This window comes from Nocardia coffeae (assembly GCF_019890715.1).
Taxonomy (GTDB): domain Bacteria; phylum Actinomycetota; class Actinomycetes; order Mycobacteriales; family Mycobacteriaceae; genus Nocardia; species Nocardia jiangxiensis.
In genome coordinates this window covers 30,242-56,641 of the sequence record NZ_JAINZY010000014.1, presented here as the reverse complement: position 1 = coordinate 56,641, position 26,400 = coordinate 30,242, and the positions used below count along the sequence as shown (strand labels likewise).

Here is a 26,400-nt window from a genome sequence, read left to right as displayed (position 1 = left end):
TCAGTCGGTGCCGTCCCATGTAGGTTTCGGGGTGGCTTCTTTCGGGGTTGTGGTGGGGGTTGCCTTCGGGATCTTCGGGGCGGTTTCTTTCGGGGTTGTGGTGGGGGTTGCCTTCGGGATCTTCGGGGCGGTTTCTTTCGCGACTGTCGTGGGGTCGACCTTCGGGATCTTCGGGGTGGTGGCTGACGTCTTACTGCTCGACGTCGAACTGTCCGATGACTTTGCGCCCTTCCCCGGCGTGATCGAAAACACCTGGTCCGGCTGGATCATGTTCGGATCGGAGCCGATGACACTGCGGTTGGCCGCATAAATTTTCTGCCAGGTAGTATGTTGCTCGGCAGCGATATCGCTGAGATTGTCGCCGGGTTTTACGGTGTATTTGATCGGTATACCCTTGGTCGCATCGTCGACTTCCTTGACGTACGAACTATATTTATTCTGAACGGTTTCCATGGATGTGGCGAGCGTCGACAAGATCGAGTCCGCATTGGCTGCGTTGATCGATTTCGAATTAGGCGATATCAACGCTCGTAGGTGAACGTTCAAATCGGCTATCGTGTGGATTATCGCGTCGTAGTATTTATTGTTCGCGTCCACCATCTTCGCGGATGCGGCAATCGCCTGAGTGTCCCGGTCGTCCCAGGCCTTTTCCTGGTCTTTCAGCGCGTCAGACGTCTTGTTGTACTCGTTCGCCGTCGCGCCCTCCGATTTGCTCAACGTGTGCGCATTCGACGTCGTCAACGGATAGGGCTTGACCACCTGCGGCTTCTTGGATCCGAATTGTCCAAGTATGTGCTGGGTCAACTTCTGGGCATCCTTGATGGCGAGTTGCACGGCCGCCGGCGCCTTCGAGGAGGTGACGATGACGCATTCGCCCGCCGCGGGTTTCAATGCCGAAGGAGCCGGGTTGGTCTGCAGGACTTGACTGTTGTCCGCAGAGCCGTACTCGGTCACCGTCCCGTCGTCGCCGATGACGATGTGCCCCTTCGGGCCCACGGGCTGGAGCTTTATGGTTTCCTGTTTACCGTTCGGTCCTGAAACGTGGATGGTCGGCGCGACCGTGCCGGACGTTATCGAGGAATCGAATGAATTCGGATCGAAGATCTTCGGATCGACGGAATCGACGGTATACAAACCATTCGGCGATGCCATGTAGCCGCCCGACTCGTTGCCGGTGCCCAGTTGCTTGTCGCCGGTAATCAACTGCGTGTTGCCGGTAATCAGCTGCCTGTAACCGTCGGGGTCCTTCGGATCCATGGAAAGCGAATTCCCCAGGTTGCCCGACGAATCTCCGCCGCCGCCGCCACCGTCGGTGGCATCCTTGCTCGTCATCGGCTCACCGATCGAACTCGTCGGTAGCGGCGACCCGACGACCGTTGTCCACATCCGCTCCATCGAAGGCCGGCGCCGCGTGACCGCGCAAATTGGCCCCGATCGCGCCGTGTGCGGCGGCGATACCCTTCAATTCGGTATGACGAAAGTTCGCGTGGTATTCCCGCAATGCCTCCACACCGACCGAGCCGGCCACGCCCAATTCGTCGCTCAGACTGTTCAGGTGTTCATGTGGTGGAGTCGCCGCGTTATGGACCTCACTGGACCGTTGGTAGCGCAGCGTGCTGTGATGCTGTAGTTCATGGTCATCGACCACAAGCCGCGGAACCTCGTTCGGCATATCAACTACCTAATCGTCAGAATGCGGGCAGTCGCGCAGCCGACCGGCGTCTACCTGCGGTTTTGTGGCCGACATGGCGCCGCCCTCGGTTGCTCCATTATTACTGGGCGCCGAATCGAGGTATTGCCAACGTGGGGAACACCTTCCGGTGGCGAACGCCTCGTCGGAAGAACTCGAATCAAGCCGAAGGGCAGGTCCGGAACACGCTCCGGACCTGCCCTTCATGGGGTGGCTGACGGGACTCGAACCCGCGACACCCAGGCTTGGGTCAAACGCCCGGTTGCCAGTCCCTGACTGTCCCGCAGTGTCCCTGGAAGTAGCCTGGGCGGGCGATATTCTGCAAGTGCCCGGCGCGGCCGCGCCCTTGACGTCCCGACTGGTCCCGCTGAAAAGTTGGTCATCGGTTGGAAAGTTCGAGTCTCCATGCCGACGATGTCGGATAATCCTGCGGCGTGTTGGAGTGGTGACGCGCCGATAAGCTTCTGGAGCCAGGAAATACTCAGCAACCTTGGCTGAGGGTGGGATTGTCCCCTGTCAACACCTGGCGGCTGAATCGCACGCCTTTCATCGCACTGCGGTCATAGCGTCGATGCTGAGATCGGTTGTCCGAACCACGGCTGTGATGCATGGACCGAGCGCCACATTCGAAGTATTCGCGCACAAAGGCTTGTTGAGCATGTTAACCTGGCCTATCGAGGCCGGTTGCTGATGCGGCGTTCTGCCAGCGCCAACATCAAATCTCAGCTATGGCTGCCCTGTTGATGTGCCGGTCGAGCGGCGTCTCCGTCAATGTTCTACGCTTGTATCTCTGGCATTTCTTATGAAGACAGGAGCGACTCACATGGCTAAGAAGGTCACCGTCGAACTGATTGACGACTATGACGGTAAGTCCAAGGCGGAAGAAACTGTCCTATTCGGCATCGACGGTGTCGAGTACGAAATCGACTTGTCTGTGAAGAACGCCGGTAAACTGCGGGATGCGTTCGAGCAGTGGGCCGAGCCTGCTCGTAAGGTTGGCCGAATTTCCAAGGGTAAGAGCAAGATTGGCGGTCGTACTGCCGCCGACAAGGAACAGACCAAAGCGGTTCGAGAGTGGGCCCGAAAGAACGGCTATGACGTATCCAACCGCGGGCGGATCCAGGCCAGCATTGTAGAGGCGTACAACAAAGCGAGCTAACCCAAGCGCCCCGCAGCGACCGCACGGAGAAGTAGTGCGGTCGGCGCTGTTCATGGTTGGCGTGTCCGGTCGGTGCGGGCGGACGCATAGTGTCGACCGTGTACCGCGGCAGTGTGTCAATTATCGTTCTGGATGCTTCCTGCTCGAATTCGCCACATGATGTCGCAGTTCATCGATGACTGGTTGGTGGACGTCACCCGGCTGTCCGAGAGTCGTTCGTCAGCTTCGTCAGCTTCGTCGGCGCGGACGGGGAGGAGCTGCTTAACCACTCATCTGGTCGCGCAGCAGCCCTCATCGTCCCAACTCTCAACTGCGCTACTGTCGAGGTTGACTACACCGGGATCACGAGTGGAGATATAGGCCGCGAACTAGGGGCCCAACGTTGGCATGAGCGTGCTTCAGGCGCAATCACACTTGCCGCCTTTAGGCTGAGTGGGTTGGCGACAACATGTCGTGGCTGTGTCGACTGCCGTCGTCTTGGGCGCGCGGCCGAATCGCAGGATCCATTCACCCTTTCGTGGAAGTGTGTCTGAGCTGGCCATTCAGCTTTTGCGGTATTGTTGGGAAATGTACTCAAATGAATCTACTCCGAGAAACCCGCTGGAGGTCGTGTATCCGCCGTCGAAGAAAGGAGAAGTCATTTATGTTGATCGGCTATCGGGGGTAGTGGGCGGTCTGCCTATTGAACGATTCAGGCATGTCGATGCTGAGTCGAGGGGCGATACCCTTCCCGGGCATCGAGCGATCGTGAAGTTATCGGGATGGCCATTCCGGTTTGAAGTGCGCGTTATTGAGAACCATGGTCAGCCACCTCGAATCGTGGACCTGCGTATATATTCGCCACCCGCTTTCGATGATGTCGCCATAACGAACCTCGACCTGAAGTCTTTGCCATTGGCACGCATCGCTGCTGCTGCGGGATCGGGGGTTCTGACCTCCCTGTTGGACGTCGAGGCCGTCCCGGATCGGCTCGAGGCTCCGGAGAGGTATACGGACGCAGTCCGCGCTGGCCTTCGGCGTCGACGGAGCCGCGGTCGGCCTCGAAAGCTTACTGAGAGGTTCCTTCGGGAGGTGGTTGAACGTGCTCGGGAGGGGCGTCTCCGTCACGAGCCGATTCACGAGTACGTTGCAGCCTGCGTAGAGCCTGATCCGAAACGGCGCCCTCGTCCCGAGACGGTTCGCTGGTGGTTGGCGTTGGCGAAGGAAATGGGGCTCATCGGTCCGGGAGAGCCGTCTCGAAAGCCGACGCCTGGACAGGATTAGATGATCACGGGCTTGCCGAACCGTTGTTGGTGATTTGGACTTCTTGGATCACTGTCGTCCAATATGGTGGATTTCGTTGCAGGGGCTCGGTAGCGTGCGAGGTTGGGGGAATACGCTGTACTGGAGGATCTGCTGAGCATCTGTGACGGACGTTATCTGAATCGTCGCCGAGTACTCGCGACTGCTGTCTGGGTATCGCCAGCGCAGTCGGTCGTTTGGTTCGCGGCTGTAGGCGATTCGTGTGCTAGTGGTCCATCGACGGGTGAATTCTTCGTAGCGGCGCAGAATCTGTAGAAGTTCGCGGCCTTCGGGCGCGGCGCGGTGGCGGCCCAGGGAGGCTTTTAGTCTGGCGATAGTGAAGTCGCTTTCCTTGTCGTGATCGAGAAGGATTTGCCGGGATTCGGTGCCGAAGCACCATAGGGTGGTGTTTCCGGCTTCTTCGAGTCCGGGGAAAGCGTTGCGCATAGTCTGATTGAGCGTCAATACGTTGCCCAGTGGGTCGGTGTAGAGGGCTGGGATACCGCGGTGGTCGAGGTCATCGAGGTGGTTGGTGAGTTCTGGTGTGTTCTGCAGGCGGCTGTGGAGTTGGTCGAGCGGGGTCAGAGGTAGTGGGGGTGCGAGCAGTTCGCGGGTATGGCGTGCTTGAGCGGGTGTCATTCGATATCCGGCGATGAGCTTATCGAGGATCTCGGCGCTGGGATGTCGGTCGTTGGTTTCGATGTTTCGTACGTAGGATTTACTGACCCCGGTCAGTTTCTCGACTTGTTCGCGTGACCATTTCAGCTCATAGCGGATCTGTTCGAGGTATTGCGAGAGGGCCGGGATACGGGCGACGTGGCGCGGGGGGATCCGGTGCGGTTGGCGGCGTCTGTTGCCGTAGTTGTGTCGCATGGATGTCACCTCCGTGCGTGGTGGGTTATTTTGGTGCTGTTCGGGTTTCGGGTGGGGCTCATGGAGTCAGAGGGCGAGGTGTCAGGTGCGGGCGACTGGTTGGTGGTGCTCTCGGTGGCGAGTTGTCGGAGCATGATGCGGTCGGGTTTGTTGCTGCCTGTGGTAGGCATGTGGTCGAGAAGGAGGACTACTTCGGGGGTGTAGGCGGATCTGAGTTCGGTGCGTACCCAGTCGGCCACCTCGTCCACGTGGAGGCGATGTGGTGGTGTGGGAACGATTGCGGCGGCGATCTTTTCGTCGCGGTCGTGCCCGTTGGTGATGCCAAATACTGCGGCTTGCTGGATGCGCAGATGTCGGTGCCGGACTTTTTCCACATGCGCTGGGTGCACGGTTTCGTGGACGTCGACGATGGTGTCCTTGCTGCGGCCCACGACGCTCAAATAGCCTTCGGTGTCGAGGAATCCGAGGTCGCCGGTGTGGTACCAGCCTTCGTGCATTGCTTCGACGGTGTGGTCGGGCTGCTTGTAGCAGCCGGTCATCAATCCTGTGGCGATGCTGACCTGTACGCCGGGTACGGGCCGGCCGACGCTGGTGAGTAGTTCGCGCCGTTGGTGTTCGGGTGGTGTGAGCAGGGTGATCTGGCCTGTTTCGTAAGCGCCGTAGCCCTGGGTGATGATCGGCCCGAACCGGTCGAGTGCCTGGACGATGCGTTCGGGTGTGCTGGGCCCGCCGGTGATCGTCATCGAGCGCAGGCTCGAGGTGTCGGTGGTCGCCAGTGCGGGGTCATCCAGGATCTGGTGAAGCATGGCCGGTTGCATCCAAATGAATGTGATCTGCTCGGGTTCGATCGCGTCGAGTACCTGGGCAGGGTTGGAGGCTTCGTGCTGGAGCACCACGCGCCCGCCCGCGGTGACGACGACCTCGGCGAGTTGGTCGCCCAGGTGTCCGATCGCGGTGCAAATCAGCTGAGTGTGGTTCCACCCTTTGAGGTAGTTGGGATCGAAGTAGGCTGGGGGAGCTGAGTTCTGGGGGATTCCTTTGGGGATTCCGGTGCTGCCATCGGTGAGCCGGATCGAGGACAGATCTTCTGGTTGGGCCTGGATATCCGTCGGTTGTGCGGGTTCGGTGTCGATCGCGTCGGCGACGTTCACCGTGCTGGGATACTCGCCCAGTGCCCACACCGCTGCTGCGGGGGCCTGCTCGATGGCAGCGAACACACGGTCCGGGTCGTGTGCGGGATCGACGATGACGGCGGCAGGTTCGACGTAGCGGAGCATGTCGGCGAGTACTGGGGAGGCGAGGTCGTCGTACAGGACGGTGGTGGCGCACCCCAGGACGTTGGCGGCGAACCGCAAGGCGAACGTGGTGGGGTCCGCGCCGGTGGCAAGGGCGAGCGCGTCGCCGCGTCCGATCCCGTGGCCGTGCGGTGCTCGTGCCGCGCGGTGAATGTGTTTCAGCAACTCACGGTATGTCCATCCGCCGTGCTGATAAGTGATGGCGAATCGGTCAGGGGGTTCGGCGAAGGAAGCCAGCACGATCCCGATGGAGGTGTCCGGTGCGGTCATCGCGGGGTCGTACCTTTCACGGTGCATGTTCGGTCGTGCGCCTGTTCACCGAGCGCAATGGCTAGGGCCAGAAGAACTTCGACGTCGGCGTCGAGTCCGTCGGTGGTCGGTGTGGCGATCGGGACGGCGTCTTCGGGGACCGCGACACCGGCGGCGCGATCGTCGAGTGCGCGGCGGAGCTGGTGGGCGAGTTTGCTTGACGTTGAGGGGCTCTGGGCGTCTCGGGCTTGGATCCGCGCGATGTAGGGGCTGATGCGGACGAGCCCGTCGCGGCATTCGATGACGCGGCGATACCAGCGGCGATGCACGTCGCTAAAGCCGAGCCTGTCGAGCAGGCTGCCATCCGGGAAGCGGGTGGGTATGAAGGCGTCCTCGGGGAATTGCGTGTTCAGGGCGCTCCACAGGGGGGCGAGGGTGTGGTAATCGCGGCGGTGGATCCACCAGATCCGTGCTGCGGCGATCCCGGTTCCTGTCGCGGGCATGGTGATGCCTATCAGGTATAGCCCGAATCCGGGAAGTAGAAGCAGTACGCCTAGTTTCCGGATCGGGTTGGGCAGGTTGGCACCGGCCCATCGGACGCTACTGGCGAGAGCGAAGATCCCGAAACCTGCGGTCAAGGTGATCAGTCCCGCTGTGGTGGTCGCCAGGGCACGTCGTAGTGCACCGGCTGCGTAGCGGGCGCTGCGTCGGGTGGAGACCGCCGCAGTGGAAAACGCGTACAGTAGATAGAGATTCGCGCTCGTGTAGAACACCCCGATGCTAGAGACACCGCGTACGAGTTCGGTGTGCTCGACCGCGGTGAGCATGGCAGCATCGGTGCGGACACCGACCGGCATCCGCCAGGCCGCGACGGTCACAGTGAGGACGACCGCGATCAGTACCAGCCCGCGTCGTGTTGCGCGAACTGTCGCTGAATGTGTGTCGAACGCCACGAAACAGTAGAAGCAGCCCAGGCAGTAGGCGCCGGACATCATCAGCGTGTGGCCGATCACTTGGACGGTCATCGGATCCAGGCCCAGATGACGGTGGCCACCGGATGCGCGGATCACGGACGGGATTCCCGTGGTCCAACACCCCACAACCCCGGCGACCCACCACAGCTGGACATTGTTCGGCCGACGCGCCACCAGCGCCACTACCCACAGCAAGGCCAGGATTGCGATCCACTCCAGGATCCGCAGCGCGATCACAGCCAGCCGACCCGGTAGGTCAAGGAGGTCCCGATGCGTTGGGTGGTTGGGCTCGGAGAAGGGGCCGGTGCGACGCACTCTGCGACCGATGCCCATTCCAGGATGATCGAGGCGATCGTTTCTGCTTCGCGTTCCTGGTCGGTGTCGTACGAGGTCCGTTGCAGGGCCCGGCGTACCAACTGCGGTGGTAGTCCGCCATCTGGGGACAGCATCGCGATCATCGACTCGTCGTCCACCTCGCTACGGTGACTGGCAAGGAGGTGACCGAGTTCGTGAAGAATAATGTGCTGCTGGTGCGATGGGGTGGTCTCGCTTTGGAAGAAGATGTAATCCGCACGGGCGGTGGCGATCCAGGCGCCGAAGGGGCCGGGCACCGGGATCGGTTGGGCGATCAGCCGGATGGGGCGGCCCTGCCGCTCACCGACCAGACGGCACAGGGTTTCCACGTCCAGCGGTGGATGAATTCCCAACTCCCGTAACAGGTCCCGGCACTGCCGTCGCAGTGTGCGCTCACCCTTCATCGCCGTGCTCGCCGTGTCGCTCAGCTTGTTCGAGCCTGTGCACCATTTCGAGCATGTCGGCGACCTGTCGGCGGCCCTTGCTGGACAGTTCCCCTGCGCGAAGCGCCATCATCTGTACTTCGTTGGTCGCGGCCAGTTCCCTGAGCCGTTGTTGTTCGGCGCGGAGCTGTTCCAGACGGTGAGTCACCCGGTCGTGTGTCGCGGCATCGAGGAAGTATGCCGGTGGGACGCCGAAGAAGTCGGCGAGTGCCTGGAGGTGTTTGAGCGTGGGATTGTCCTTGCGGCCCTTGCGCAGTTCCCAAATGTAGCTTGGGGAAATCTGCACACCGGTCGCGCAGATAGCACCAGCCACACGCGCGTTGCTGTACTCACGACCCCCGGCCGGGACAATCGTCGCGAACAGGAAGTTCAGCTTTGCGGTGAATCCTCGCCGCGGATCGTCCGCGCAGGTATCACCATCGGTATGGTCCATCATCGGAACTCCTCTAGATGTCCCGCGGTCAGGGGGTTCGGGGACACTGTGATCGACGGCGCACGTCGGTGGACGATCGCTCGGTGCGAGCTTGGTCATCGGAGTCCGGGGTGCGAACCCATTGGCGGGCCCAGAAAGCGCGTCGACGGTCAGACGGGGGGAACTCCCAGTGGGTGAACAGAACTCGGCCATGGCGATGTGCGTCGGTGCTTCGCCGGTGCGTTGGAATCGTTTGTCGGGCAACATCTGCCGGGGCCAGCCTGCTCGCGCGTTCTCGCTCTGCGAGTGCCCGGTGCCGTGGGCGCGGAGGTGCAGCCTCCGGTCAGAGCGGGAACCGCGTCGGTTCGGCAACAAGGTTGAAATCGAGGACATGGCGAGACCTCCAGGGTGAGAAAGGATCTCCGGTCGGCTGGCGTGCAAGCAGGCGATCCGGAGGTGTGAGCGACGCCAGAACGGTGGATGACACGTCTGGCGTAACTCCCTGGAGGGAGTGCATCCGCAGAATAACTGATCACACGCCGATTGCCAACATCGACGGTCGCAATATTGCGTTCTTTCATCTGAGCTGATGATCAAACTGCGGCTGCGTTGGCAGGGGGCGGATGAGCACCGCGATGAATCGTGATGATCCGTGAGGCAGGTGGGTGTGATGCAGTTCGACGGACTGCCAGTGACCCTCCACAGTGAGCAGGCGGGCCACTGTGCGGTTCGCGGTGACGTGCCCGGTGGCCAGGTCGTGCATGTTGCGTAGCGTCGTGGCGAGGTCGTCGGGATGGATCAACGGCGCGGTCTGCGAACTGTTTCCGTCCGGATCGGTGGGGGCGGGACCGTGTGCGGTGGGGTGGTACGGCCAGGCAATCCCGCTCAGCGGCGGGGTAAGCCATTCGACGATCTGCATCCGTTCGATATCGATCAGTGCGGTTGTGGCGCCCAGAAGTTCGGCCGCGGCATCCCGGTGATGAGTCGGTGGAAGGAGCACCGGTGCGTGGTAACGCTCGACCTGCAAGAGCAGCCCAGACAACCGCTGCGGTGAGTGGTACCGGAAATGGGCGTACACCCGGCTCGGGGTGTCGTCGGTAGTCAGGACCTGCATGTGGCCCTTCCAGGTTGTTCCTGGTAAGGGGTTCAGTGCGGCAGCGATCAGCGTGTCGCGGTCTTCGCATTCGATGATCCGGGCCAGGAACCAGGCCGCGTGCAGTCTCGGGTAGCCGGCTGGGACGACCGCGCCGCCCCCGGCACCTTGGCTGAGCAGCATCCACCGGGCGCTGTCCCATATGAACGCATCGACCGGTGGCACGGGCTCGGGCTCACCTTCGGTATTGGTGACTGAGAGTTGCACCGCGAGAGGGTGATCGTGCGGCCCAGGGACCGGAAATGCTGCCACGGTGAAGTTCTCGCCGCGAACAGTGAGCCGCCGGACAGAGTGGCGACTGTTGTGTAGGGCTGTTTGAACTGCGGAGCTGGCGGCTGTGGCCACCGAGGCTGGCCGGATCGCTCGATGCAACGGTTTGGCGCGTGCGGTGCGGTCCTCCGGCTGGTATCGAATGCCTCGAGACGGTATTGCTCTCTCGATCAGATACCACATGACTCAGCGTCGATCTCCTCCGAGCACTTCGCCATCTGTACATCGTTATCCGATATATCGCCAGGAAGGCACCTCGAAGTATGGGGTTTACCACGCGGTTGATCGGCCGCATGTAAATTCGCTGCTTTGATGGTCGCCGATATCGTAGCCGCTGACCACAGTGCCTGCCATTCCTTTGTGCTGACCAGTCCGGCAGAGACAGCAGACCGGCGTCGTGCACGCGCCGTAACTTTTATTGTGACAGGCATGAGGGCTTCGAATCGGGCAGATACGTTACATCCGATCTTCCAGTCGCTGATTCGCTGCGCTGAAATTATGGCCGACCGCACCGACCCGTGAGACTTCCGAACTCGCGATTGTGCGAACATGGCCACACTACGAAGCGGGGGATTGCCCCCGGTTGAACATAGTGCGGAGAACCTATGTGCGAACTCCTTGCGCGATGATTGTCCATAACGCCCCACTGTGTCAGGAAGTATAATTGTTGCCGACATCGCGGACCCCCTCGTTCTCTTCAAGACGCCCACCCGGCCCGGTGCATCCGTAGTATCTACTTCAAGTCGTTAGACGCGGAGGAAGCTCCCCGGGCGGCGTCCGAAATGCGTGAGCACCTTGACCAACTCCACGTCCAGCTGCCCATCAGGTATGGGCCTCCGAAGCGGAATGCTAGCCAGCGTGAGTGTTCAAGCGGAACCGAATTCGCGCACGCGATTTTATGCAACCAGGCGAGGAATGTTTTGAGGCGGGTTGATACTAATCAGCCGGGCTGCAGATGGGTCCGGATGGTGAGAGCGAGTCTGGTTCAGGGGTGTGGGCTGACAGACGCAGGTGGGTTCGCCGGGAGTGGCCTGCGAGGCGGGCTAGGATCGAGAACAGCCGCAGGCGAAGAGTTTTCGGTTCTCATCCGCGGGCACTGTGATCGGCCAGAACGAGGGTTTGTTTCCAGACGGTCAGATCCACCGCGAGCGCGCCGAGGCCGAGCCGGATGCGGTTGGCGTCGAAGTCGTAGAACGGTAGATTCCGCAGATCGGTGTCCATGGCAGTGTGGATGGGTTCCTCGCAGCGCGCTCGCTGGCGATGCTGGAGTTCCAGGTCGGGCGGCTGGCCATGGATGATGTTGGTGACTAACGCGGTCAGCTGCATTCCGTCGCGGTCGGTGAACCGCAGCTGTACGCCGGGATGCGGGCGTTTTTGCGGCCCTTCTTCGTTTCCGATGCGAGCTGTCACCAATTTCGGCGAATTCGCGAAGGCTACGGAAGTTATCCGGCGTTCCCCGGCTGCCGATCCGATGCACTCGTCCGGAGCCTGAACTCCCCGGGTTGGATGCCGTACTTGGCAACGAACGCGTCTCGAAAGCCGCTGAGGCTGGAGTAGCCGCACGCTGTGGCCACATCGACGATGTCCAGTCTGGTCTCCGATTCTGCCTGCAACAGATCGCGTGCCCGCTCCAAACGAATAGTACGTAGTTCCTCGGCGAGGCTGTGCTGAGCTACCTTTTTCATGGCACCCTGCAGATACCGTGTCGACACTCCGAGATGCTCCGCCACAGTACCTACGGTTAGGTCTGAGTCGGAATAATACAGGTGAATGCGTCGACGTGCGTTCGCCACCGTTCTGGCATAGTTATCCAATTCCGGAGCGCGGCGCTCGTCGAGGGTTCCCGCGATGAGATCAACGATCGCACGGCCGAAATCGACGAACTCAGCGGACGACAACGTAGCGCGATCCCCCGCGAGGCTGTCAACCATCGACCGGACATTCCTCAAAATGAAGTTCTTCGGTTGAATCCCCAACGCCCCCTGTGGGTCACGGGCCGGAGGCAGAACGTAGGCAGGGAGATGAAGGATATATGCGCGCACGTCGTCACCGTGAGACAGGGCGATACCCCGGTCCCAGCGCAGGACACCCATCTGCCCCGGCCCGATGCTCGCAGCATGGTCGGATTGGGCGAGGTGGATCTCCCCAGCGAGAGGGATGAACAGCCGAGCACTGTGGTCTTCGCCGCTTCTCGCGGCTTTGTCACTACGGTTGTAATCGATAGCGCTGGAAGCGAATTCCACCAGCTGAATCCGGTTGGGATCACCGTCGTCGTTTCGGGTGGTCAGCGCCTGTTGCGTCCACGTTCGACCCCAGAAGTTCATCGGCTCCCCGATCCGCGTCACGGCCTCGCCTTGATTACGGCCGACGTGGTCACGCCACCTGTCTATCCGGTCGACCGCAGGTAGACCTGCATCAAGGGACACCTCGAAGACGTCGTAATGCACGCTAGGGTCCGCGCCCTTTGTCACCACGATCACCATCCCTTGGTCTGTTTGCGCGAAAACGCCTGCGCGATTTCGGTCACGCCGGTTTCGCACGCCCCGTTAACCTTTCAGCGATCGTACGGGTAGCGCAAGCGCTCATACAGAGCAAGGACGGCGCAGTGCCACTGCTCGGACTGTCGGGCAATGCCGCCCACCAGCTGACCGGAGTGTTCGTCGAGCAGGATTCCAGGCGTGGGTTACCGCCCCGACCTCGATCCATCAACGCACGTTGTGGAGGCACAGATGTCGCTCATTGCTGCCATTGCCGCGTTCGGGCGGCGGTTGCACAACACCGTTCACACCATCTATCACTCAGGCGCGAAAATTGGTCCAACAGCACTACTGGAGCCATGCCTGCATTGTGCGCCTGAACAGTCGTTGACGATCCATGCAGCGCGCATGGCCATGGCAAGAGCACCTAGCGTGCACGGTCGATAAATGCTCGTTCAAGCGTGCTCCGCACCACACACTGGTCGACGGGCAAGCTGACGCCGGATTCTGTTCGCACACAGTAATTCACGAGCCATTCGATTGCATGTTCGCCGCAGCGTGCTCATGTGCCGCGAGGGTGTCGAGCAGTCCTGCGACCGAGGTCAACGGCCGAACTTCGCCCTGGTACCGCGGTGTGCAGGGGCGCTGCCCAAATAGTGTTCTGGCGCAAAATATTTGCGTTCGACCTGAGTCGAAGGCGACACAGGACTGCGACACTATCGCGCACGCTCGGGCGATCGACTGCTGCAGGTGCCGGGAACAATGCCGTTCCCGTCGTCGAACCCGGTGCGCCGGTGTCTTGTCAGTGTCATTCCAATCGGAGGTCACCCTCGCCTATGGCCAGCTCGTCCGTTGTACACAACACACCACTCGGTGCCGAGCGCGCTACCCGCTGTACAGCCGGGATTCGCCGACAACCCGCATGCCGTGTACGACCAGATGCGAGAGCGATTCGGTTCCCTGGTACCGGTGGAGCTGGTACCGACAACCCGCCCATGGCCCAGTTCTGTTTCTCCTACTTACGTCAGCCGATCCTGCTCGAGGACACCTGGCTACCTGCACACCAACCGGCGGTGATACGCCTGGCCGCCTGTAATGCGGATCCTGCAGTGCGGTCATCGGATATAACCGGCAATCGATCACATTTAGGATTCGGTCTGGGCAGCACGCCTGCCCAGCAACAGCGCACGCGATAGCGATCGCGGAGCCTGTGTCGATCAACTGCTCGACGCTGTACCCGACTTCGGCTCGCCCATCGCCCTGACCAATTAGCCTGGCGTCCAGGGCCTTTCCATCGTGCGCTGCGGTCGCCGCCAGTCATTTTCCTCAAAGCCCCATGTTGCAGGACGAGTAAGGAGATCACAGTGGAGCTCGACAGTCTCAGCTATAACCCTATTGTTCTGGATGGTCTGGGCACCGACATTCAGGGTGAGTGCGCACGCCTCCGAGGGCGGGGACCAGCGACCCTGGTCGAGCTCCCCGGGGGATTTCTCGCCTTGGCGGTGACCGACGCCGAACTGCTCAAGGCGCTGCTGGCCGATCCCAGAGTGTCCAAGAACGCCCGCGAGCACTGGCCGGAGTTCATCAACGGTGAAGTGGCCGAGGACTGGCCACTGTCTCTGTGGGTGTCAGTGAAGAACATGTTCACGGCCTACGGTGCAGAGCACAGCCGATTGCGCAAGCCGGTCCAGCGGGCATTCACCATGCGGCGTGTCGAGCAGATGCGCCCGGCCGTCGAGGCGATCGCGACCGCTCGGCTCGACGAATTGATGCATACACCGCCCGGCGAGCCGATCGACCTGCGAGAGGCCTACTGCTATCCGGTTCCGATCCAGGTCATCTCCACGCTGATGGGCGTACCGGAGAGCCTGGGGCCAGGCCTGCGGAATTGCGTCGACAAGATCTTCAACACCTCGCTGACGCGGGAGGAGGCACAGGCCAACGCGGAGCAGATGTACCGAATCCTCGGCGAACATGTCGACGAGCGTAGGAGGCACCCGGGCGATGACCTTACTAGCGCGATGATCGCGGAAGGCCTGGTGGTGCAGGAAGAGTTGGTCGACACTCTGCTGCTGATCATCAGCGCGGGGCACGAAACCACCGTCAACCTGCTCGACCAGGCGATCCACGCAGTGCTCACCGTGCCTAACCTACGAGCCGAGGTGATCTCGGCCGAGGTGCCTTGGCGCGAGGTGATCGAGGAGACCTTGCGGTACCAGTCACCGGTCGCCCACGTGCCACTACGGTACGCGGTCGAGGACATCGATATCGCTGACCTGCACATCGCCAAGGGCCAGGCGATCCTGGCTTCCTACGCGGCGGCGAACCGCGATCCCAAGGTGTACGGAGAGTCCTCCGTCGACGAATTCGACACGCGCCGAACGGTCACCGATCACTTGGCCTTCGGCTACGGCGCTCACTACTGTCTTGGAGCACAGCTGGCCCGGCTTGAAGCTGACATCGCCTTGGCCGCGCTGTTCAACCGCTTCCCGGACATGGCACTCGCCGTGGATGATGGCGGTCTGGGCGCTGTGCCCAGTTTCATCTCCAACGGCCACCAGCGGCTGCCGGTCCGTCTGTACGGATAGTGCCGCACAGGGCATGCACTCCGCCCTGGAAGCGCTGTGCGGCGACCTTTGGACGCCGACTTGGGTACTATACTGCCGCAACCGATTTCAAGGAGACTACGTGCATCCGCAGCACACGCGCCAGGCTGCTATCCCTCGGTCGATCGAGGACATGACTCCTCGATTCCCGATCCACAGTTTAGAGTTCGCGGCCGATCCCCACGGGGCCTATGGTGCAATGCGTCGTATACATGGAGCCCTGGTACCTGTCTGGATGTGGGAGGGCGTGCCCGCGACTCTGGTTATCGGCTACAGCACCGCGGTGCGAATCCTCAACGACCCCGGTCACTTTCCGGCTGATCCGAGCAAGTGGCAAACGACAGTGCCTGCCGATATTCCGATCATGCCGATGCTCGAGGATCGGTTCAACGCGATCCGAAAGAGTGGTCGAGAGCACAAGCGTTACCGTACGGCATTGAACGACGCCTTGTTCGGGGTCGACCGGAGCGTGCGGCCCGTAGTCGAGAGCGCCGCTATTCCTTTCGTCAACGAGTTCTGTCGGGACGGGAGGGCTGACGTACTGAATCAGTACATCCTGCCGGTGGTCTTCTCGGTGTTCTGTCAGATATTGGGCTGCCCACCGGATATCGGTGCCCGGGTCGCGGAAGCCAGCGCCGCGATGTTCGACGGCGTGGACACCGCCACAGTGAACAGCATCATGAACGATGCGTTGCTCGATCTGACAACTCTCAAACGTGAACAGCCCGGTGACGATGTCACGACCAGACTGGCCCAGCACCCCGCAGGGCTGTCCGATCAGGAGATGGTGGATCAACTGGTGCTGCTGTTCGCCGCCGGTGTCGAACCGCCGGTCAACCTCATCGCCAACACGCTGCTGTTGATGATGACCGACAGTCGCTTCATCAGCGACGGCAACCGGCTTGCGCTCTCGACGAGAAACGCTCTCGACGAGCGGCTGGCAACGGATCCGCCGATGGCCAACTACTGCGCCACATATCCTCCGCAGCCGACTCTGGTCGACGGCGTCTGGCTGCCACAAGACCAGCCCGTCATCATCAGCATGGCCGCATGTAACACCGACCCGGCGATGAACAACGGTGAATTCCTCGACAACGGATGGAATTTGGCGTTCGGCGGCCCCAGCGAGCATGCTTGCCCCGCAAACGCGAAGCCATACGGAATAGGGCTCGCGGAATATGCCATCGATACACTCCTGGACTTGCTCGGAGAAACGAAACTGGCAGTGCCACAACAAGATCTCGTGTGGCGGCCCGGCCCATTCCACCGATCACTGACCGCGTTGCCGGTGGTATTCCCGCCCGCAACTCAGCTGTTCACACTTTGAGCGGATTCAGCTCGTTGAAAATCTCTCGGCAGCAGTGCTATTCGACGTCTGCGCCGGGCCCCGAGCAGACGAAGCACTTCGCTACCCGCGGCACAGCCCGTAGCCCCGGTCGGTCCCGTCGTTGCGGTGCGCGAGACCGCCTTCGGTCCGGCCGGGGCATCGGAATCGGCATGTCCGGGTGGGCTCCGCACTGCACGGTGACGGCCGGAGCGGATGCACTATCGCCCGATAGCCCACCGCGCTCCCTACTCGGCGGCAGCTGGGGTTGCCAATCGCTCGCACGCGCAGCGGTAGGAGCGCCCACCCGGGAGACGCTGAGAATTTCCTGAGACCTACACCGTGAGTATCTATCCGCGCTGTTCGGCAGCGAACAGTTTGCCGAACACCGGACCGGAGTGCGAAATCGGGCTCCGCCGACCGTCTGTGATCGTTCGCCATGACCTCCAAGACGAATTGTGCCACAATACAATTCGTGACTCGGTCGGTCGAAGGCAACTCTGCGGCAACGGTGTTGCCGCAGCTTGACACGACATCGACGTCGGCTCAGCGGCGCGTATGCGCTGCGCACCAGCCGATGGCCGGCCATCCGTTAGCTGACGAAACAGGTTCTGGCGATCGTGGTTTCGCTGAGCCTGTTGTCGCAGCTCCGCTGTTCTCCGAAGCTTGTGTCAGGCGAGCGTCAACTCCGCGACGCAGCGCACGCAAGCCGCTGATGAGATAGCGAACGGAGTTCACGTGAAGGTGTGTGATGCGTCGAGCTTTTGACAGGTAATCGGACCGCCCGTCTCTTCTCCCGGCCTCGCTGTGTTCACCTCCTGTGGTTCCAGCGAGTTCCGGCGCGTCGAAGCGGGTGCCGACAGCCTGGGGTATGCCCGGGGGCGAACGAATAGCCGCCGGGTTTGAATCAGTAGGAGGCGGTTATGGTTTCGGATGGTTATGACCAGCGCACATCGTTGGCTGAGGTTCTCCGACACGGCAGCGTGGAGTTCCACCAGCAGTTGCAGGAAGTTCTGAACAACCCCGACTTCGCCATCACGGAGAAGCAGAGTCAGGAGCAGCGACGAGCGAACGCCTACGACCAGCTGCGGTACCTGGTCAAGGAAATCGGCGACACCCACGAGATCGCAACCGATCTGCCTGCGCTGTTCAGCGTGTTCGACTGGAGCGCAGTTCTGGCCACCGACTTGATCCCCCTCATCTCGGGCCACTACAACCTGGCCTCCGGCAGCCTGGCCACCCTGACGGACCCTGCCTCCGCCGAAAAGTATCTGCGGGATCTGGACGACGGTTCGAGTATCGGCGTCATGCTGCTGACCGAATACGGCTGCGGTTCGAACATCCAGTTCATGCGAACCGAAGCTCGGTGGGACGGCGATGCGTTCGTGCTGACCACCCCGGACCCGCTGGCGCGTAAGTTCATGCCCTCGGTCGGCGTGCCCACCGCCCGGGTCTGCGTCGTTGGTGCGCGGTTCATCGATGGCGCGGGTGTCGATCAAGGCGTGCACTTGTTCACCGCGCGACTGCGCGACGCCACCGGTGAGCCCGCCCCCGGCGTGAAGATCACCCAGCTCGACCGCCAGCAGCTGGTCATCATGGACAACTCGTTCATCGAGTTCGACAACCTCCGGGTCGACCGCAGCGCCTGGCTGGCGAACAACTTGGCCACCATCGACCACGATGGTGTGTTGACCTGGCGGGATGAGAGCAGCAAGAAGAAGGCGTTCGCCTCGGCGATCAGCCAGCTTACCGTCGGTCGGCTGGCGCTGTCTTCGTGCCTGACCGCCACCGCGCGTGCCTCCCTGTACATCGCGCTGAGCTACGCGGCCAAACGAAAAGTGCCGTTGACCCCCACGGACACCACCGTGATGCTCGACATCCCGCACGTGCGCGACACCCTGCTCACCGATCTGGCAGGCACGGTAGCCCGAACCGTTTACGGCAACGCGATCAAAACCTTCCTCGCACACAACGATCCCACCGAACGCGAAGCGGTCCTGCCGGTCATGCTGGCCAAGTACTTCATCCAGCCGCACGCGCTGCAAACGGTCACCCATTGCCGCATCAAGATGGGTGCTCAAGGCATGTTCAGCGCCAACCGAGTCGCCGACTACATCGGGGTCTGCCATGCGGCGATCACCGGTGAAGGCGACTGCGACGTCCTTGGGTCGGTGGCCGGTCGTGTCCTGGCCAAGGCGATCGCCCCGACGTTGTCGCCCGCAGCCATCGTGTGCGACCCTGCCAACCCCGCCGATCGCGCGCGCTTGTTCCAGGCTCGCACCCTGACGATCGCGCACGAGGCGCAGCGGCATCTGGCCACACCGGCCCTCGCGGACCGGCTCGCAGTGATCCCCGAAGCCCTGGAACTCGCGAACGCACATTGCGCCGAAGATGCGTTGCGGGTACTCACCGACAACGACGGCCACCCCGAAATCGCCGCTGTACGTGACGTTTTCGCGCTGGACTACATCCAGCAGCACATGACCTGGTATCTCACGCACGGTCTGCTCGACGTCGCAGGGGCCGAGACGACCAAGCAGCTGCTGCGTCGCGCCATCGACACTCTCGCGGAGAACGTGCCCGGTCTGCTGGCCGCCTTCGGGCTCGACGACGAGATGCTCGGAGCACCAGTGCTTTCCGATGATCTCCCCGCTGCCTGGGAAGCCCGTTGTGCGGAGCCGCAGCGGGTCTGATGTCAGCGAGGGCGCCCCGGCCGGGGCGCCCTCGCTCACTCTATCGAGGAGCAGACAACCGTCAGTTCTGCCGCCGATAGCACCAGCACCGGTTCAACAGAGGGGAGGCTGTCGAAACAGGCCCCGTGCCCCTTGCTGCTCTGTGGTGAATTCGCCAGGAAACTGCGACACCCGGCGGCACGGCGCGTCCTTGTGTGAACGCCCACTGAAACCGGAAGGACAGAGCGCAAGGCTGTCCCCACCGGCTGGCTGCCAGATCGGAGTTCCCATGACAAACAACCATACGGACCCTGTCGTCATCAATCCCGAAGGCCCGGACATTCACGGTGAAATCGCCCGCATTCGGGAGCGGGGACCGGTTTCCGGAGTCGTGCTTCCGGGCGGAGTGCTGGCGTGGTCGGTGACCGGCGCGGACGAACTCAAGGAAATACTCTCCGGCTCAACGGTTTCCAAAGACCCACACCAGCACTGGCCTGCCTTCCGGAACGGGGAGATCGGCAAGGACTTCCCCCTCCTCAACTGGGTGAATACGCGTTCGACGTTCACCGCATACGGCCCCGAACACCGTCGGCTCCGCAGTTTTCTCGCGCCGGCATTCACCAACAGGCGCACTGCAGCCTTGGAACCTCGCATTCAGGCGATTACCCGTGATCTGCTCAACAGTCTGGAAGCCACACCGGAGAACGCCCCGGTGGACATTCGCGAGCATTTCGCCTATCCGCTTCCTCTGCGCGTGATCAACGAATTGATGGGAGTGCCCGATCACCTGATCAAACCGCTGCGCCAATGCGTCGACGGCATCTTCGACATCGCGTTGAGCGAAGCGGAAGCCGTCGCCAACTACGAGCGGATGGGCGGGCTCCTGCAAGACCTCGTTGCGTATCGCCGTGAGAATCCCGCTGATGACATGACCAGCACGCTCATCTCCCACGCCGACGATCCCGCAAAGGATTTCAGCGTCGAAGAACTCGTCGGGACACTGTATCTAACGATCAACGCTGGGCACGAAACTACCGTGGACCTGATCGACCAGGCGATATACCTTCTGCTCACCGCCCCGCACCACCGCACGGCCGCACTGGACGGCAGCCTGTCCTGGTCGGATGTGATCGAGGAAGTGCTGCGGCTCCAACCATCGATCGCGCACATCCCACTGCGCTACGCGGTGCAGGATCTGACCGTCGCCGGTGTCGCGATCGGCGAAGGCGATGTGATCCTGGCCTGCCCTGCCGGGGCCAACCGAGACCACCGCCTCTACGGCGACAGTGCACACGAATTCGATCCGAAGCGAACGGCTAAGGACCACATGGCATTCGGATACGGGGCGCACCGGTGTCCGGGTGCACCCCTGGCACGACTGGAAGCGCAAGTGGCGATACCCGCACTCTTTCAACGGTTTCCCCAGATGCGCTTCGCGGTCTCTCCCGACGAACTCGGCACAGTACCCGGCTTCATTGCCAATGGTCATGCCCGACTACCGGTAATCCTGGAATAAACGGCAAAGTACAACTCGATAATGCGCACGACCCTTGTCGCGAGAACCGCTGGGGCGGGATCTGTTTGAGCTCCGGTCGGGTGGTCCGAAATTCCTCGATCCCGGACCACCCGACCGAGAGTCGCAACGCCCCTCACCCACACCTGGTCCAGATCGAGGACTCGTGAAGCACTCGCTGCCAGGGCTGAGACGTTGGGCGCAACATCACGGCAGCCTCAGAGCCAGAGGAGAGGGACCGACAAGATCGCTCATGCAGCCCACGGCCGCCGTCCGCACCTGTATCGCTTCGGCATATCCGCAATCCAGCGAAATTTCCTGCGACATAACATGGTTCCGCAACAGCAAGCCGAAAGCTGGAATCTCCGTCGGTGATCTTCCCATGTGCTCGAGGCTTCACTACGCCAGACGTGAGGAGGATGGCCCGCAGATGGCTGTCATCGTGCAGACGATCGGTACCGGGCATTGGGATATCCCGTCCCAGGTGTGGGAGCAGTTGCGGCTCGCTCACAGCCTTCGTGACGATCTCGTCGATCTTCAACACCAGCACGACGCGGCCCTGAAAGAACTGTGGTCTGCGTTCCCGGGTGTTCGGCGCGTGGAGGGGTCCCTCGCTGCTGTTCAGCAACGCGCGAACGAGCTCAACGAAAGGGTTCGAGCGGAGCGGTCCCAGCAGCGCACCAAGCGGATCATCGGACCGCTGGCAGAAGAGCAGGATGCGGTTCGCGCACAGCTCAAAACGCTTCGGAGCGAGCGCCAGACCGCTATCGCAAAGGTCCACAAGCCTGCCAAGCCTGCCCTCGCAATCATCAAGGGCGAACTGAAAGTGGGATACAGGCGCCTGTTCGACAAATACTGTCGGCGTGGCGGCTTGTTCTGGGCGACGCACAACGACGTTGTCCAGCAACACCAAGCTGCAGTGCGTCGCGTCGCGACCATGCGTAAGGAAGGCCGGAGTGCCGAGCTGCGCCATCATCGGTTCGATGGTGGCACCCTCGCTGTACAACTTCAGCGAGAGGCCGGCGAGCCGCCGCGCACACCTGAAGTGGTAGCGAACTCACATGGCAAGTACCACAGGGTGATACAGATCCCCTGGACAGATCCGAAGGTATGGGCAACGCTCACGCGCCCCCAGCAGCGTGAGGTCGGACGCGCGGTGGTGCGGATGCGCTGCGGCTCTGCCTCGGGTGAGGACCAATGGGTAGACATTCCGGTGCAGCAGCATCGGATGCTGCCCGCGGACGCCGACATCACTTGGGTGAAGCTGACTGTTACCCGCACTGCTGGTACCTGGCAGGCACGACTAGCGGTTGTCGCAGAACTTCCTGACCCCGCACCGATTCCCCTCGCCGACGGTCCCACCGTAGCCTTGCACCTGGGGTGGCGGAATCATGAACACGGGATCCAGGTTGCGAACTGGAGAGCCACCACACCGTTGGACATTCCGTCTGAGTGGCAACACGTACTACGCGCCGACCATGACGGGATAACAGGCGTGGTCGTACTGCCCAACCAGATTGTCGACGGTGTCGACCGCGCCGCCGATATCGCCTCGCAGCGGGACACCGCTCGCAACCGGATCCAAGCCAGCCTGCTGCGGTGGCTCGAAGCGAACGGCTCTTGTCCACATCCGCGCCCCCAGGACGAGGGCGAGGAGCTCACCGGTGCAGACGTAGCACGGTGGAAGTCATCGGCCAGGTTCGCAGCCATCGCTTTCGCATGGCGTGACACACCGCCTCCGCAGGGCAAAGAGGTCGCTGCCAGGTTGGAGTCCTGGCGGCGACTGGACAAAGCACTGTGGGAGCAGCAGGAACACGGTCGGCGGCGTCATCTACGTCGCCGAGACGATATGTGGCGCAACGTTGCAGCGATTATCGCAGGGCAGGCGGCGCACGTCGTGCTGGATGACATGTCCGTCGCGCAGTTGGCCCGGCTCGAGAATCCCGATTTGACTGCCGCGGTGCGGCATAGGGTTGCGCGGCGTCGCGACACCGCATCGCCGGGGCGATTGCGCGACGTGATCCACCGAACATGCGTGAGAAGGGGCGTGACCGTCACCACCGTGCCTGCAGCTGGTTTGTCACGGATACACGCTGCCTGTGGCTACGAGCACCCCGCCGATGATTGGTACAGATCGCAGCCGACCTTGTGCGGTGGTTGCCAGAAGAACTACGATCCGGATCGTTCGGCTACGCTGCTGATGTTGCAACGCGCATGCATCGCAACATCCGTTGAACAGTAAGTACGTTAGCTGACCAAACAACTGAATATCGTAGTGCGACTTGGATTCAGGGGGCCGCGCACCCCAATCGTTACGACGCGCAGCCGGCCACGTGGCCAGCGTTGGGGCCTCATACCAGCGACATGCGCGACTATTATGACATCGCGATACCCTACGCACATGCGGTGCGCAGAGTAAGTGAGAAGGAGTCTGCGGTTGTAGACGATTGGGATGCTCGCCCCCTGAAGCTGAGTTGCCGGATGTCATCGGGGGCCTCCTACACGGGTAGGTGACCACTGAGATGGCTGGCGGAGTGGCCGGCCTGAGAGGATGTCGGTGTGCCCAAGCCGTATCCGCAAGAGTTCCGCTACGACTTGGTTCAGGTCGCTCGTAACCGTGAAGGCAGATGACGCTCCGGCGCGCGGTCGGCCGTCTCGATGTGCAGGCGCAGAATCAGCGAGTCGAGTTCGGGGTTGCTGCCGGAAGCGGCGGCGGCTGGCAGATTTCGGCGAGCTGTCCAGAGAGGGTCGTATAGCGTGCGAGCCTTGGTGGGTATGTTCGGATACTTGCGGGAGGGGGTTGTCCGAGGGGCGGATCCAGCCGTTCTCCTCGGCATACTGGTATATGCATCAGACCGTGGTCACGAAGTTCTCTACGGCGCCGCCTCCGCTGCGTGTTGCGCGGTTGGCGCGGGCGGCGTCCTGGACGAGGCGAGCCATCTCTTCTAAGTCGGGTTTCGCTACCCCGTCGAGATGACGGTCACTCCATGTCAATGTAAGGGCTCAGGAGATGCTTGACCATCTGTTCTCAAGAGACTCTTGACGTTTCGGCGTGATCGATGGTCTTGTTCCGGTCGGCGTTGTCGACGGTGCGAACGGGATCGGTGTGGATCAACAGGCGGTAGCGGAATACCGGTATCGGGCGGTGTGCGAGGTGTTGGGTGGTTCGCCGATCGGTGAGGTCGCGGCCCGCTACGGCACCACGCGGCAGTCACTGGACACGTGGCGGCGGCGGTTCACCGCCGAAGGGATGGCCGGGCTGGTTGATCGGTCCCGTCGGCCGCATTCGAGCCCGACGAAGGTCAGCGCCGAGGTGGAGGCGTTGATCTGCCAGCTGCGGCGCAAGCATCCGCGGTGGGGCGCACGCCGGATCAGCCACGAGCTCGCCGGCCAGGACCTGGCACGGGTGCCGTCGCGGGCGACGGTGCACCGGGTGTTGATGCGCAACGGGATGATCGATCCGCAGGCCCAGCACCACAAGCGCAAATACAAGCGGTGGCAGCGGCAGACGCCGATGCACTTGTGGCAGCTCGATATCGTCGGCGGGGTTCCGCTGGCCGACGGCCGCGAATGCAAACTGCTGACCGGTATCGACGATCACTCCCGGTTCATCGTGATCGCCACCGTACTGGCGAGGCCGTCGGGCCGGGAGGTCGGTGAGGCATTCACCGCGGCGATGCGCCGCTACGGCGTGCCTTCGGAAGTGTTGAGTGACAACGGAGGTCAGTTCACCGGCCGATATGTCAAACCGCTGCCGGTGGAGGTGCTGTTCGAAAAGATCTGCCGCGACAACGGCATCAAGCAGCGCCTCACCAAGCCGCGCTCGCCGACCACGACGGGCAAGATCGAACGGTTTCACAAGACGCTGCGCACCGAATTCCTGGACCACGTGGCCCCGTTCGAATCGATCGCCGCCGCTCAGGACGCCGTCGATGGCTGGATCGCTGCCTATAACCACCGGCGTCCGCACCAAGCGCTGGACATGGCGGTCCCGGCGAGTCTGTTCCGGCCCAACGGGCCGACCCGCATCGATCCCACTGACCCGGCAGCGTCCGTGGAACCTTCGCAGGAGGAGTCGTCGCTGGTCATCGGCGTGATCGAGCCACCACCGCACTCCACCGGCGACGGCGCTGCCGTCGAGTTCGACCTGCGGGTGCCACCTACCGGCAACCTCTCGGTCCGGTCGGGCCGCCAGATGGTGTCGCTGCACGAGAGCATGGCCGGTCGCATGGTCACAGTCTGGGCCGACCTGCGCAGCATCCACATCAGCTGCGACGGGCACGTCATCCGCACCCTGGGCTCCCGGTTGCTGCCCGAAGACCTCACCTGGCTCACGATGCGCGGTGCCCGACCAGCCGGTCGGGCACCGCAGCGGCCAGCGTTGCGCCGCGTCAACGGAATTGCCGTCGTCGAGCCGGGCCAGGTCGTCGAAATCGACCGGTCCGTCAACAAAGACGGCCTGGTCGGCATCGGCGGGATCGACCATCTCGTCGGATTCGCTTGGGCGGGAAGGAGAGTCACGCTGCGGCTGGATGGTCACCTACTGCACGCCATCGCCGACAACGCTCTGATCGGCACCTGGCCCTGCCCGATCAGCCGCGACCGGATCCCCCGCCTGCTCGGCGCTCGCACACCCACCACCCCACTACCGCCGCCACCGCTGCCCGCGGGATCGCTTCGCGCACAACGCAAAGTCCACGCCAGCGGACGCATCATGGTCGCTGGCCAGGGCATCAAGCTCGGCCCCCGCCGCCGCGGCAAGATCGTCACCGTCGTCATCGAGGACACCCACCTGCGCATCCTGCACGGTGAAGAAGAGATCGCCGTCCGCCCCCGAAAAAACACCAAACCCATCACCCGATTCCACGTCACCGGCGCTGGCGCCAAACCCGACGAGCATCAAGCATCTCCTGATGACAAACCGTCAAGGATGTCCTGAGCCCTTACACCGACACTCCACACACTTGAAGTGCAGCTTTGTAGCTGCGGAGTGACCCCGGGGGCAGGGTCGCGAGGGGACTTTGGGGATGATCTAGCCGTATGTGGGGGCGGACGTGCCATCCGCGGCGAGGTCGGCGGCGGGGATTCCTATCTGCGACACGAGCAATCGGGCAGCGGCGACAGCTTCGGCGGTGGCTCGAGACGATCGGTCGGGTGAGGTGGTCATAGTCACTACCGGTCCAGCAGACGCGCGCTCTCGGCGAACAGTTCGTCACTGACCGTCAATGCCAATGCGGATCTACAGAAATGTGTCAGGGGGCAGCCTCTACCGTGGGCAGCCAGGTCGAAGGGATGAAATCTATTGTCGTGCAGCGTAATCAGGCGCAGTCGGCCCGCTGCTCGATGTGCTGCGTTAGGGGCATGTTAGCTCGTGACGGGGCGCGGCGTAGCTGACATTCGACCGGTCACCTGCCCGATGTCCTGGGCATCTGCCGCCGCGGGGGAGCCCGGGATTCGAGGAAAGCGCCCTCTCATGCAGAAATGTTCGCTTGAGGCTACGGGCGTCAAAAGACCGTGATTTCAGCTGGTGGAGCGGAATTTTCGGTGTGACGATAATGGGATTTGACGCAAATAGGGTCACTGCGAACTATGGATATCAGTGGCATCGCCGTGTTGTGTTGATTGCGACAGCGACGCAACTGGAAAGGAAAATGC

General features: G+C 62.2%; 16 protein-coding genes and 1 pseudogene. 7 read left to right on the top strand and 10 right to left on the bottom strand.

The features are described from left to right. Positions 1 to 1,332, bottom strand: a complete 1,332-nt coding sequence (locus tag K7711_RS36705; protein ID WP_222975667.1) for a LysM peptidoglycan-binding domain-containing protein — start codon at positions 1,330 to 1,332, stop codon at positions 1 to 3. 4 nt (positions 1,333 to 1,336) lie between these two features. Then, complete coding sequence (locus K7711_RS36700; protein ID WP_222975665.1) at positions 1,337 to 1,672, bottom strand: type VII secretion target; 336 nt, start codon at positions 1,670 to 1,672, stop codon at positions 1,337 to 1,339. Between the two features lie 841 nt (positions 1,673 to 2,513). Here K7711_RS36700 and K7711_RS36695 point away from each other — a divergent pair. Then, on the top strand, positions 2,514 to 2,849 hold the full coding sequence (locus tag K7711_RS36695; RefSeq protein WP_222975663.1) for a histone-like nucleoid-structuring protein Lsr2: 336 nt from the start codon (positions 2,514 to 2,516) through the stop codon (positions 2,847 to 2,849). Between the two features lie 1,311 nt (positions 2,850 to 4,160). Here K7711_RS36695 and K7711_RS36690 read toward each other — a convergent pair. The 8 genes and pseudogenes from K7711_RS36690 to K7711_RS36655 form a co-directional block, all read right to left on the bottom strand. Next, complete coding sequence (locus K7711_RS36690) at positions 4,161 to 5,003, bottom strand: MmyB family transcriptional regulator (protein WP_222975661.1); 843 nt, start codon at positions 5,001 to 5,003, stop codon at positions 4,161 to 4,163. Positions 5,004 to 5,008: 5 nt separating this feature from the next. Then, positions 5,009 to 6,568, bottom strand: a complete 1,560-nt coding sequence (locus tag K7711_RS36685; protein ID WP_222975659.1) for an AMP-binding protein — start codon at positions 6,566 to 6,568, stop codon at positions 5,009 to 5,011. Then, positions 6,565 to 7,758 (bottom strand): MAB_1171c family putative transporter, encoded by a 1,194-nt coding sequence (locus K7711_RS36680; RefSeq protein WP_222975657.1) that lies wholly within the window; start codon positions 7,756 to 7,758, stop codon positions 6,565 to 6,567. Before K7711_RS36680 ends, K7711_RS36685 begins: the two co-directional genes overlap by 4 nt. Then, a complete protein-coding gene (locus K7711_RS36675) occupies positions 7,755 to 8,279 on the bottom strand; it encodes a hypothetical protein (RefSeq protein ID WP_222975655.1) in 525 nt (174 codons plus the stop codon). The genes K7711_RS36680 and K7711_RS36675 overlap by 4 nt, the downstream gene beginning before the upstream one ends. Next, complete coding sequence (locus tag K7711_RS36670; RefSeq protein WP_222975653.1) at positions 8,269 to 8,754, bottom strand: helix-turn-helix domain-containing protein; 486 nt, start codon at positions 8,752 to 8,754, stop codon at positions 8,269 to 8,271. Before K7711_RS36670 ends, K7711_RS36675 begins: the two co-directional genes overlap by 11 nt. 553 nt (positions 8,755 to 9,307) lie before the next feature. After that, on the bottom strand, positions 9,308 to 10,090 hold the full coding sequence (locus K7711_RS36665) for a hypothetical protein (RefSeq protein ID WP_222975652.1): 783 nt from the start codon (positions 10,088 to 10,090) through the stop codon (positions 9,308 to 9,310). Between the two features lie 999 nt (positions 10,091 to 11,089). Next, positions 11,090 to 11,530 (bottom strand): annotated as a pseudogene (locus tag K7711_RS36660) (transposase); the annotation flags it as partial. A 65-nt stretch (positions 11,531 to 11,595) separates the two neighbouring features. After that, positions 11,596 to 12,636: a helix-turn-helix transcriptional regulator gene (locus K7711_RS36655; RefSeq protein ID WP_222975648.1), complete on the bottom strand. Its 1,041-nt coding sequence runs from the start codon at positions 12,634 to 12,636 to the stop codon at positions 11,596 to 11,598. 1,358 nt (positions 12,637 to 13,994) lie between these two features. Between K7711_RS36655 and K7711_RS36650 the strand changes: the two genes are divergently transcribed. From K7711_RS36650 to K7711_RS36625, 6 genes are all read left to right on the top strand, one after another. After that, entirely contained in the window at positions 13,995 to 15,218 is a 1,224-nt protein-coding gene (locus K7711_RS36650; RefSeq protein WP_222975646.1) for a cytochrome P450 family protein, read from the top strand. 100 nt (positions 15,219 to 15,318) lie between these two features. Next, the gene (locus K7711_RS36645) at positions 15,319 to 16,563 is read left to right on the top strand and encodes a cytochrome P450 family protein (RefSeq protein ID WP_308015117.1); all 1,245 of its coding nucleotides are present in this window, start codon (positions 15,319 to 15,321) and stop codon (positions 16,561 to 16,563) included. A 953-nt stretch (positions 16,564 to 17,516) separates the two neighbouring features. Further along, positions 17,517 to 19,253 (top strand): acyl-CoA dehydrogenase family protein, encoded by a 1,737-nt coding sequence (locus K7711_RS36640; RefSeq protein WP_222975644.1) that lies wholly within the window; start codon positions 17,517 to 17,519, stop codon positions 19,251 to 19,253. Positions 19,254 to 19,521: 268 nt separating this feature from the next. Continuing rightward, positions 19,522 to 20,748, top strand: a complete 1,227-nt coding sequence (locus tag K7711_RS36635) for a cytochrome P450 family protein (RefSeq protein WP_222975642.1) — start codon at positions 19,522 to 19,524, stop codon at positions 20,746 to 20,748. A 427-nt stretch (positions 20,749 to 21,175) separates the two neighbouring features. Further along, a complete protein-coding gene (locus K7711_RS36630; RefSeq protein ID WP_222975640.1) occupies positions 21,176 to 22,987 on the top strand; it encodes a coiled-coil domain-containing protein in 1,812 nt (603 codons plus the stop codon). An 864-nt stretch (positions 22,988 to 23,851) separates the two neighbouring features. After that, positions 23,852 to 25,684 (top strand): IS481 family transposase, encoded by a 1,833-nt coding sequence (locus tag K7711_RS36625; RefSeq protein ID WP_222975921.1) that lies wholly within the window; start codon positions 23,852 to 23,854, stop codon positions 25,682 to 25,684. Positions 25,685 to 26,400 lie beyond the last annotated feature (716 nt).

Bases quoted from the DNA above. Each gene is read 5' to 3' on its own strand.
- K7711_RS36685 (WP_222975659.1), bottom strand. From the start codon at position 6,568: ATGACCGCACCGGACACCTCCATCGGGATCGTGCTGGCTTCCTTCGCC.
- K7711_RS36635 (WP_222975642.1), top strand. From the start codon at position 19,522: ATGACAAACAACCATACGGACCCTGTCGTCATCAATCCCGAAGGCCCG.
- K7711_RS36690 (WP_222975661.1), bottom strand. From the start codon at position 5,003: ATGCGACACAACTACGGCAACAGACGCCGCCAACCGCACCGGATCCCC.
- K7711_RS36705 (WP_222975667.1), bottom strand. From the start codon at position 1,332: ATGACGAGCAAGGATGCCACCGACGGTGGCGGCGGCGGCGGAGATTCG.
- K7711_RS36630 (WP_222975640.1), top strand. From the start codon at position 21,176: ATGGCTGTCATCGTGCAGACGATCGGTACCGGGCATTGGGATATCCCG.
- K7711_RS36695 (WP_222975663.1), top strand. From the start codon at position 2,514: ATGGCTAAGAAGGTCACCGTCGAACTGATTGACGACTATGACGGTAAG.
- K7711_RS36675 (WP_222975655.1), bottom strand. From the start codon at position 8,279: ATGAAGGGTGAGCGCACACTGCGACGGCAGTGCCGGGACCTGTTACGG.
- K7711_RS36670 (WP_222975653.1), bottom strand. From the start codon at position 8,754: ATGATGGACCATACCGATGGTGATACCTGCGCGGACGATCCGCGGCGA.
- K7711_RS36700 (WP_222975665.1), bottom strand. From the start codon at position 1,672: ATGCCGAACGAGGTTCCGCGGCTTGTGGTCGATGACCATGAACTACAG.
- K7711_RS36655 (WP_222975648.1), bottom strand. From the start codon at position 12,636: ATGGTGATCGTGGTGACAAAGGGCGCGGACCCTAGCGTGCATTACGAC.